The sequence below is a fragment of the Candidatus Sulfotelmatobacter sp. genome, from assembly GCA_035498555.1.
Lineage (GTDB): Bacteria > Eisenbacteria > RBG-16-71-46 > RBG-16-71-46 > RBG-16-71-46 > DATKAB01.
Genome location: DATKAB010000138.1, coordinates 23621 through 32963, shown reverse-complemented (window position 1 = coordinate 32963; position 9343 = coordinate 23621). Strand labels below are relative to the sequence as shown.

Annotated in this window: 10 protein-coding genes; 9 read left to right on the top strand and 1 reads right to left on the bottom strand. The window is 68.2% G+C overall.

Annotated features, from left to right (window positions below; all coding sequences use genetic code 11):
- The first annotated feature begins 113 nt into the window (after positions 1-113).
- Entirely contained in the window at positions 114-542 is a 429-nt protein-coding gene (locus VMJ70_11745; GenBank protein ID HTO91794.1) for a pyrimidine dimer DNA glycosylase/endonuclease V, read from the top strand.
- Positions 539-1240: a CPBP family intramembrane glutamic endopeptidase gene (locus VMJ70_11740; GenBank protein ID HTO91793.1), complete on the top strand. Its 702-nt coding sequence runs from the start codon at positions 539-541 to the stop codon at positions 1238-1240. The genes VMJ70_11745 and VMJ70_11740 overlap by 4 nt, the downstream gene beginning before the upstream one ends.
- On the opposite strand, the gene VMJ70_11735 is transcribed toward VMJ70_11740, so the two are convergent.
- Positions 1233-1982 carry a Crp/Fnr family transcriptional regulator gene (locus tag VMJ70_11735; protein ID HTO91792.1) on the bottom strand — a complete coding sequence of 250 codons (750 nt, stop codon included), beginning with the start codon at positions 1980-1982 and terminating at the stop codon, positions 1233-1235. The genes VMJ70_11740 and VMJ70_11735 overlap by 8 nt on opposite strands.
- Positions 1983-2162: 180 nt before the next feature.
- On the opposite strand from VMJ70_11735, the gene VMJ70_11730 reads away from it, so the two are divergent.
- From VMJ70_11730 to VMJ70_11700, 7 genes are all read left to right on the top strand, one after another.
- Positions 2163-2669 carry a hemerythrin domain-containing protein gene (locus tag VMJ70_11730; GenBank protein ID HTO91791.1) on the top strand — a complete coding sequence of 169 codons (507 nt, stop codon included), beginning with the start codon at positions 2163-2165 and terminating at the stop codon, positions 2667-2669.
- Entirely contained in the window at positions 2666-3148 is a 483-nt protein-coding gene (locus tag VMJ70_11725; protein ID HTO91790.1) for a cytochrome c, read from the top strand. The genes VMJ70_11730 and VMJ70_11725 overlap by 4 nt, the downstream gene beginning before the upstream one ends.
- Before the next feature lie 2 nt (positions 3149-3150).
- Positions 3151-5061, top strand: coding sequence for a Sec-dependent nitrous-oxide reductase (gene nosZ / locus VMJ70_11720; GenBank protein ID HTO91789.1), 1911 nt, complete (start codon positions 3151-3153; stop codon positions 5059-5061).
- 85 nt (positions 5062-5146) lie between these two features.
- Positions 5147-7153 carry a nitrous oxide reductase family maturation protein NosD gene (gene nosD / locus VMJ70_11715; protein ID HTO91788.1) on the top strand — a complete coding sequence of 669 codons (2007 nt, stop codon included), beginning with the start codon at positions 5147-5149 and terminating at the stop codon, positions 7151-7153.
- Positions 7150-8091, top strand: a complete 942-nt coding sequence (locus VMJ70_11710) for an ABC transporter ATP-binding protein (protein ID HTO91787.1) — start codon at positions 7150-7152, stop codon at positions 8089-8091. The genes nosD and VMJ70_11710 overlap by 4 nt, the downstream gene beginning before the upstream one ends.
- Entirely contained in the window at positions 8088-8495 is a 408-nt protein-coding gene (locus tag VMJ70_11705; protein HTO91786.1) for a hypothetical protein, read from the top strand. The genes VMJ70_11710 and VMJ70_11705 overlap by 4 nt, the downstream gene beginning before the upstream one ends.
- Complete coding sequence (locus tag VMJ70_11700) at positions 8492-9343, top strand: ABC transporter permease subunit (GenBank protein ID HTO91785.1); 852 nt, start codon at positions 8492-8494, stop codon at positions 9341-9343. The genes VMJ70_11705 and VMJ70_11700 overlap by 4 nt, the downstream gene beginning before the upstream one ends.

Genomic DNA, 9343 nt, shown 5'->3' with positions numbered 1-9343 from the left:
GGCCTGGGGCAGAAGGGAGGGGTGAACGACGTGTCCGAATGCGGCATGGTCGGGATCGCAGTGCACGACCCCGGCCATCAACATTCTCCGCCGCACAACCTGCAGGTCCGACCATGAGACTCTGGACGCTCCACCCGCGATATCTCGACGCCCGGGGACTGGTCGCGCTCTGGCGTGAGGGACTGCTCGCGCGAGCGGTGCTGCGCGGCCAAACGCGCGGCTACCGGCGACACCCTCAGCTCGAGCGGTTTCGGCTCCAGCCCTTGCCCCGCCAGTGGATCGACGCGTATCTGGCGCACGTCCTGCTCGAGGCCGAAGCGCGCGGCTACGCGTTCGATCGCCGCAAGATCCGCCCGGCCCGCTCGCGCACGCGCCTCGTCGCCACCCGCGGGCAACTGGCGTTCGAATGGCGCCACTTGATGCACAAGCTCCGGCGCCGCAGCCCGGCCCTCCACCGCCGGTGGCGGCGCGTGGTCCGGCCTGAGCCGCATCCCCTGTTTCGGCTCCGGCCGGGCCCGGTCGAGAGCTGGGAGCGCCGGTGAGAATCGCGCCGCCGCCTCTCGAGCCCGAGCGCCCGGCCGACGACGATCGCCTCCCCGCGCAACTCCGAGGTCTCGGCCCGGTGGGAATCCTCGGCACGATCCTCGCGCTGGCGCTCGCAGCCGTGCTCGGACCTTTGAAATCGCTGCCGGTGCTGCTATGGGCGGCGCTGTCGGGCACCGGTTGGGAGGAGCTGGGATTCCGACGTGGCCGGCGCGTTGGCTGGACCGTGCTGGCCAGCCTGGGATTCGGAATCGCGCTCAAGCTAGCGCTCAAGTCGGTGGTGCTGCCGTTGCTCGGCGCCGACCCGGTCAATCATGCCTACCATTTCCTGGTGGGCAATCGCGCCGCGCTGCCCGGCGTGCTTTTCATGGTGATCGTGGGCGCGGGATTCGGCGAAGAGCTGCTGTTCCGCTCGTTCCTGTTCCTGCGTCTGGAAGCCGGGCTCGGCCGCGGCGTCGGTGCGCGAGCCGCGATCGTGCTGCTCACCACCGCGGTGTTCGCCGCCGCGCATCTCCCGGATCAGGGTCGCGTGGGCGCCGAACAGGCGGCGGTCGTCGGCCTGGCGTTCGGGACGATCTATGTCCTCACGCGGCAGATCTGGCCGCTCATGATCGCCCACGCCGCCTTCGACGTGACCGCGGTCGCGATCATCTACTGGAATCTCGAGGCGCGGTTCGCGCACCTGTTCTTCAGGTAGCGTCGGCGGAGCCTCGCGCCGCCTCCTCGAGGCGTTCGAGCGAGGGAATCACGAAGCGGCCCTCGCCGGTGAGCAGCAACCCCTCGCGACCCCAACGCGACATCACCCGGATCGCGGTCTCGACCGTGGTGCCCACCAGCTGCGCGATCTCGTGGCGGGTGAGCTCGAGCGGAACCTCGACACCGTCGGCGCTCTCGCGACCCATCCGCTCGGCCAGCGTCAGGAACAGCTGCGCGATGCGAACATCGACGCGCTGGCTCCTCGATTCCTCGAGCTTGCGCGTCAGCGACAGGTTCAGGCGCGTCAGCTCACGGATCACGGCGCGGGCGACCTCGGGATGGCGATCGAGCAATTCGAAGTATTCACGCCGAGGAATGCAGAGCAGGGTGGTGGGTTCGAGCGCCGCTGCGCTCGCCGGATAGGGGAAGCCGTTGTACACCGCAATCGCGCCGACCGGCTCGCCTTCGCCGAAGATCTCGAGGATCACGTCGTCCTGCTCGGCGTGGCGGACGATCTTGACCCGCCCGTGGACGATCAGGGTCAGCTGCTCCGACGCATCGCCGGCCCGCCAGATCCATTCCCCGCGCTCGAAGTCGCGCAGCGTCGCGAGCCGCGCGATGCGCGACTGATCCTCGCGCGCGAGGCCCTGGAGCACCGGCAGTGAGTGCACCGCCGCCTCGACACGCTCCTTCATCAGCGCGTTACGCGAGCCTTCGGCCGGCCCGGGAGTTCGCTGGGACACGGGTATCTCCTGACGGTGAAACCGGGTACCAACCTGCATCGTGAGCATTTTCCCCCACCGGGGGCCGGGCAGGAAATCGGCTCCGGATATGACCCGCGTCATACCCGGGTCCGGCGCCGGCGTCGATCCTTTCCTTGAGACGGGGCCGACCACCCGGCTCGGGGGGAGGGCATCAAGCCGGTGGATGCGTTTCAGAGGCTTCGCGAGGACCACGCTGGCGTCCTCGAGCGGCTCGAGGATCTCGAGCGCGCGTCGAACACCGGCATGGGGCCGGCGGGTTCGATTCGGGAGCCGGCGGTGCGCGAACTGATCGAGCACCTCGAGCGCCAGTTCGCGACCCACATGCGGTCCGAGGAGGACGTGTTGTTCCCCGTGCTGGCTCGAACGCTGCCAATGGCGAGCGTGACGCTTGGTCCGCTAGAGGCGGAGCACGCGGAGCTGCGCCAGATGCTGGGGGACTTGAGCGCGCTGCTCGACTCGCCGGCCGGAATGGTGCGCGATGGTCGGGTGCGAGTGGAGCTGCGCGACTTCGTGGACCTGCTCCGACTGCACATTCAGAAGGAGGAAGCCACCGTGTTCGCGGTGGCTTCCCGTGTGCTCGCCACCGCCGAGCTCGAAACTCTCGCGGCTCGGCTCGGCGTGCCCCCGAACGATTCTCGAGACTCCTTTCGGAGGACATCCGCATGAATAGCAGGACTCAAGTGGGCTTGCTCGTGGTCGCGATGGCGCTGGCCGGTTGCGGCTCGAAGAGTGGATCGGGATCCACCGCATCCGCTCCTTCCGCCTCCAGCGGCACGGTCGTCGCGGCGGTCTCGCAATACGACTCGGGGCCGCGGGCCGGCGAGCAGCCGATCGACGAATCGCGGGTCACGGCCGGAGAGAAGCTGTTCACGAACAAGGGTTGCTCCGCCTGCCACGCCTTCGGGAAGCGGCTCCAGTGCCCTGATCTCAACGGCGTAACCATGCGGCGCACCGCGCAGTGGATGGAGAACCAGATTCTGCACCCCGACGTCATGGTGAAACAGGACCCGATCTCTCATCAGCTGTTCGGACAGTACTCGCTGCAGATGCCCAATCAGGGACTCACTCCCGACGAGGCCCGATCGGTGATCGAGTTCCTGAAGCACAAGAATCACCAGGCGCAGGAAGCCGGGAAGGGAGAATGAACATGAAGCGCTGGTGGCTGGTCGCTGCGGGCGCGCTTACGCTGGGAATCGGCGCGGCGCAGATCCTGGGTTGTGCCGCGGGTCGCGGCGGCTCGTCCGCCAGCAACGCCGCGGAAAAGGTGTACGTGAAGCCCGGTGAGCACGACGCGTACTACGCGTTCCTGTCCGGCGGGCACCACGGAAACGTTTACGTCTATGGGATCCCATCGTGCCGCCACATCACCACCATCCCGGTATTCACCCCCGAGCCGGCCGTCGGATATGGCTATGACGAAGAGACCAAAGCCATGCTCGGCGGCTTCACGTGGGGCGACGCCCATCACCCCGGCCTGTCCGAGACTGACGGCGACTACGACGGGCGCTGGCTGTTCATCAACGACATGCCCAATGCGCGAATCGCGCGCATCGACCTGAAGGAGTTCAAGACCCGCCAGATCTTCGGGCCGATTCCCAACCTTTCCGCCGCGCACGCCTGTCCCTTCCCGACGCCGAACACCGAGTACGTGTTTGCCGCCTCGCGGTTCTCGGTCCCCGTGCCCAATCGGTTCGTGCACGTCGAGGACTACGCCCGGGAGTTCCGCGGCATCGTCGCCGGCATCAAGGTGGATCCGAAAGACGGAAACATGTCCATGGGCTTCGAGATCCTGATGCCACCGTTCGACTGGGATCTCGCCGACGCCGGCAAGGGCCCGAGCAACGGCTGGGAGTTCTTCACCTGCTACAACAGCGAGATGGCCTACGACACGCTCGAGATCAACGCGTCGCAGAACGAGATGGACTACTTCGCCGCCGTGGACTGGCGAGCGGCGCAGAAGGCCGTCGACAGCGGCAAGGCACGCATGATCGGCGGCGCACCGGTCGTGGATCCCGCCGAGGTCAAGGGCATGGTGTACCTGGTGCCGGTTCCGAAGAGTCCGCACGGCATCGACGTGAATCCGACCGGCGAGTACATCTGCGCCTCCGGCAAGCTGCAGGCCGAAGTGACGGTCTTCAGCTACGCCAAGTTCAAAGCGTCGGTGGATGCAGGCAAGTTCGACGGCGAGAAGTTCGGCATCCCGGTGCTCAAGTTCGAGGACGTGATGGAAGCCAGGGTGCCGGTCGGTCTGGGTCCGCTCCATACGCAGTTCGACGACAAGGGCTACGCCTACACCTCGTTGTTCCTCGACTCCCAGATCGCGAAGTGGAAGGTCGGGCCGCCGTGGAACGTGGTGGACAAGATCGACGTGTACTACTCGATCGGCCATCTCATGGCGTCGGGAGGCGACACGCGCCACCCCACCGGTGAGTACGTCGTGGCGCTCGACAAGCTGTCGAAGGATCGCTATCTCAGTGTGGGCCCCACGCATCCCGAGGCCGCCCAACTGATCGATCTGCGCGGGCCGAAGATGCAGCTGCTCTACGATTTCCCGACCTACCTCGAGCCTCATTACGCGCAGATGATCCGCGCCGAAAAGCTCAAGCCGTTCACGGTCTATCCGCTGGCCGAGAACCACAAACCGGGTGCGGTCCTCAAACCCGAGGACGCGCGTATCGAGCGCCACGGCAATCGCGTGGACGTGTACGGCATCGTGGTGCGCTCGCACTTCGTGCCCGACATCGTGCGCGTGAATCAGGGCGACGACGTCTACTTCCACTGGACCAATCTCGAGCAGGACGACGACATCGCGCATGGCTTCGGCATCCTGTGGTCGAGCAAGAACATGCAGATCGAACCGGGTGAGACCAAGACCATGCGATGGACCGCGGAGCACGAGGGGATCAATCCCTTCTACTGCTCGAACTTCTGCAGCGCGCTGCACCAGGAGATGCAGGGCTACATCGAGGTGCGGCCGAAGGGTACCCCGGTCGCCCAGACGCAGCGTGCCGATCCTCGGAACGTGGCCGCCGCGCTGGCCGAGATGACGCGCAATTGAACTCGCCGGTGCCCGGGGGGAGGGCGCCGGAAACGATCCGGGCGCGAGCCAGCCACCGGCTCGCGCCCGGCCAGGAGAGTCTTCCATGACGAGCTGGCTGACGGGGCGCTTTGGTCCGAGCCAACGCCGATTGATCGCGCTGGCGGCGGTGCTTCTGCTTCCGGTGTTCTTCCTGCCGGTGCTGCCGATCTGGATGATGAGACTGCACGCGCCGCAGTACCCGGAGGGGCTCCAGCTCACGATTTATACCAACACCATTCGTGGCGACCTGGGGAAGATCAACGCCTTGAATCACTACGTCGGCATGAAGGCGATCACCCCGCACGACTTCCGCGAGTTCGGTTACATGCCGCTGGCGCTGACGCTGTTCGGGCTGCTCGCGCTGCTGGCCGCGCTGGTCAACCGGCGCTGGGTGGCGCTGCTCGGCTGGCTGTTGTTCACCGGGTTCGCGGGCTACATGTTTCGCGATTACGCCCAGTGGTTGTGGCACTACGGCCACGACCTCGACCCGCGCGCCGCGCTCAAGATGCCCTCGTTCACGCCGCCGCTGATCGGCTACGCGCGCATGGCGAACTTCCGGGTGCTCAGCCTGCCCGCGATCGGCACCTGGCTGCTGGGCCTCGCCTGGGTGATCGGGCCGCTGGTGGTCTGGTGGGACTGGCGCGTCTCGAAGCGGCACGCCGCTCCCGCCGCGCGAGCCGCCGCGGTCACCGCGCTGGTCGGGATCGCCGCTCTCGGCATCGGCGCCGGGCGGGCCGAAGCCGGGTTCGTCGTGCCGGCGACCCCCGGCGCCGCAGCCGCCGCGCTCCAGGCGGCGCACGACGGTGACACGCTGTGGCTCGCGGCCGGGGTGCATCGCGGGCCGCTCGTCATCCGGCGCTCGGTGACGGTCCTGGCGCAGCCCGGCGCGGTCGTGGATGGCGGCGGCCTGGGCACGGTGATCACCGTTGCCGCGCCCGGCGTCCATCTCGAACACTTCGCGGTGAGGGGGAGCGGCTCCAACCTCATGAACGTGGACGCCGGCATCCACGTCGCGGTCACCGATCACGCGGTGTTGCGCGATCTCGAGGTGAGTGACGTGCTCTACGGGCTCAACTGCGAACGCTCGACCGCCCTGTCGGTGGACAATTGCCGTTTCACCGGACGGGTCGCCCCGCTCGACGATCTCGGCAACGGCAACGGGATCCACCTCTGGTATTCGAGCGACGTATGGCTGCACCGCAACCATGTCGAGCGCTTCCTCGACGCGATCTACCTGTCGTTCGCGAATCAGGTCGACGTCGACCAAAACCAGCTCGAGCGGAACGGGCGCTACGGGTTGCACAGCATGTACAGCCAGCGTTCACACCTGCGCGGGAATCTCTTCACTCGGAACGCCGCCGGCTGCGCGCTGATGTTCTCGAATCAGCTCGAGGTGGAGCACAACGATTTCGTGTTCAATCGCGGCCCGCGCACTTACGGGTTGCTCCTGCGTGATTGCTCGGACGGCACGTTTCTCGAGAATCGGCTCGGGTCCAACACCATCGCCGTGTTCATGGATGGCTCCAATCGCAATCGATTTCGCGGCAACCTGATCGAAAACAACGGATGGGGTCTGCTGATCTTCGCTTCGTGCGCCGACAACGTCTTCGCCGGAAACCAGTTCATTCAGAACGACTATCCGGTGGCGCTCGACATGCGGCGCACCAGCAATCGGTTCGACGAAGGCCGGCTCGGCAACTACTGGAGCGACAATCCGGCGTTCGATCTCGACGGCGACGGTGTGAGCGACGTGCCGCACTCGCCGGTGACGGCGTTCGCCTTCCTCTCGAAGCAGTATCCCGATCTCACCATTCTGGCCGAGAGTCCGGCGGTGGCGGCGCTCGGCGTCGCCGAGCGCGTGCTGCCCGCGCTTCGGCCCAGCGAGGCGGTGGACTCGTTCCCGCTGATGAGCGCGCGGCTCCCGTCCGGCGCGCGGCGGGCCGGGAGAGGGCACGGCGCCACGCGACCCGCGTGGGGGGCGGCCGGCGCGTTCGCGCTGCTCGGCGCCGGCGGAATGGCCGGCATGATCCGACCCTCGCGATCCCGGAGCGGGGAATCGGAGTCGTCATGATCGAAGCCGCGGGGCTCGTCAAGCGATTCGGCTGCGTCACCGCCGTGAACGATCTGTCGTTCGAGGTCGCTGCCGGAGAGACGCTGGCGATCGTCGGGCCCAACGGCGCTGGCAAGACCACCACTCTCAAACTCCTGCTCGGGCTCGTGCATCCGGACCGCGGGCGCATCCTGCTGGGCCCCGAGCAGTGGGAGCCGCGCGTGGCGCGGGCGCGGCTGCACCTCGGCTACGTGCCCCAACGCGTCGAGTTCCCGGCCGGCCGCACCGTTCGAGAGGTGCTCGGCTTCTTCTCGGATCTGCGCGGCCTGCCGCGCACCGCGGTCGGCGCGGCGCTCGCGCGAGTCGGGATGTCGGAGCTCGGCGACCGCCGGGCGCGCGACCTGTCCGGCGGCTACGCCCAGCGGCTGTCGCTGGCCCAGGCGCTGCTCGGAGATCCCGCGATCCTGGTGCTCGACGAGCCGACCGCCAGCCTCGATCCCGAAGCGACCTGGGAATTCCGCAGCCTGGTCGAGCAGTTGCGCCGCCAGGGGATCACGATTCTGCTCTGTTCTCACCTGCTGGCGGAGGTCGAGCGCGTGGCCGACCGGGTGCTGATACTGGTGGACGGACGCCGCGCCGCGCTCGAACGGCTCGACGCCCTGCGCGCGCGCCAGGCGAGTGCCACCCGGCTCGCGATCGAGCTGCCGGGGGCGGAGGCCACCGAACGGGCGACCCGCGTTCTGAGCGGCGCCGGGATCCCGATCGTTTGCCGCGGCGACACGCGCCTGGTTCTCGAAGCCGCGAACGGCCGCGGGATGGGGGTGTTCGAGGCGCTGCGGGAATCCGGGGTTCGCGTCGGCTCCTTCGAGGTGGAGCGGCCGACACTCGAAGAGATCTTCCTCGGCGTGGTGCGCGGCGCTCCGCGACACGGCGAGGTCCCACCGGGAGGAACGCCGTGATTCGCCGCTACCTGGTACTGTTCGTGATCGCGCTGCTGGCGCTCGGGCTGGCGAAGGTGCTGTTCCGCGGCGAGCGTCCTCCCATGAGCGAGCCGGCGCGGCCCGCGCAGTCGCGCGTGGTGGAAGTGGAGCTGCGCGACGACAGCGTCTTCAGCCGCCCGGCGGTGGTCGCGGTCGGCGACGACCTCCGGCTGGCGATCGTCAATCGCACCCGACGTCAGGCGCGCGTCAGCCTGTCGGGCTACGAGGATCGCCTGAGCGTGATCGCGCTGGCGCCCGACTCCACCTGGCGCGGTTCCCTGGTCGCCGATCGGCCCGGCGTACCGCTCGCCTGGCTGGTGGACGGCGTGCCGCGCGGGCGATTCGATGTCGCCGGGTCGCATCTCGTCGCGGGCCACCAATGAACCGGCTCCGCGCGTTTCCAGGGAGCTGGCGCCGGGTGCGGGTCGTCGCCGAGGAGGAATATCGCGGCGCGCTCGAGAGTCGCTGGCTGTTCGGCTTCGCGGCGCTGCTCACCACACTGATCGCCGGACTTTCCTACTTCGGCATGGTGCAGAGCGGCGAGCTCGGCTTTCAGGGATTCGCTCGCGTCACTCTTAGCCTGATGAATCTGGTCCTGTTCGTGGTGCCGCTGATGGGTCTTCTGCTCGGAGTCGCCAGTCTCACCGCGGGGAGCGCCACCCTGCCGCTGCTGCTCGCCCAGCCGGTCGCGCGCACCGAGGTGTACGCCGGGAAGTACCTCGGGCTGCTCGCGGCGCTGTCGGTCGCTCTGGCGGTCGGCTTCGGCGCCGGGGGCGTGGTGATCGCGATCGAAGCCGGCGCCGATCAGCTGCGCGGATTCCTGGTGCTGACGGCGGTGGCCTTCGCGCTCGGCGCGATCTCGGTGGCGGCCTCGATGCTGCTCGCGGTGCTGTGGCCGGACCGCCTGCGCGCGACCTCGGCGGCGATCGGTCTGTGGCTGCTGACGGTGGTGGCCTACGATCTGGTGCTGCTCGGCGCCACGGCCACCTTCAACGGCGTTCGGCTGCAGGCCATGCTGTTTCCGGCGCTGCTCGTCAATCCCGTGGACCTGGCGCGCGTGCTCACCACGCTGGCGACCGGCTCGGGCGCGCTGTTCGGGCCGACGTCAGCGGTGCTGGTCCGGTGGTTCGGCACCGCCGGTGGAATCGCGCTCGGCGTCGCCGTGCTGGGCGCGGAGCTGGCCGCACCACTCGCCGTCGGCGCGTGGAGGTTCCGCCGCCGCGACTGGTGA

Coding starts and splice junctions, on each gene's coding strand:
- VMJ70_11745 (HTO91794.1), top strand. CDS start 114: ATGAGACTCTGGACGCTCCACCCGCGATATCTCGACGCCCGGGGACTG.
- VMJ70_11725 (HTO91790.1), top strand. CDS start 2,666: ATGAATAGCAGGACTCAAGTGGGCTTGCTCGTGGTCGCGATGGCGCTG.
- nosZ (HTO91789.1), top strand. CDS start 3,151: ATGAAGCGCTGGTGGCTGGTCGCTGCGGGCGCGCTTACGCTGGGAATC.
- nosD (HTO91788.1), top strand. CDS start 5,147: ATGACGAGCTGGCTGACGGGGCGCTTTGGTCCGAGCCAACGCCGATTG.
- VMJ70_11710 (HTO91787.1), top strand. CDS start 7,150: ATGATCGAAGCCGCGGGGCTCGTCAAGCGATTCGGCTGCGTCACCGCC.
- VMJ70_11700 (HTO91785.1), top strand. CDS start 8,492: ATGAACCGGCTCCGCGCGTTTCCAGGGAGCTGGCGCCGGGTGCGGGTC.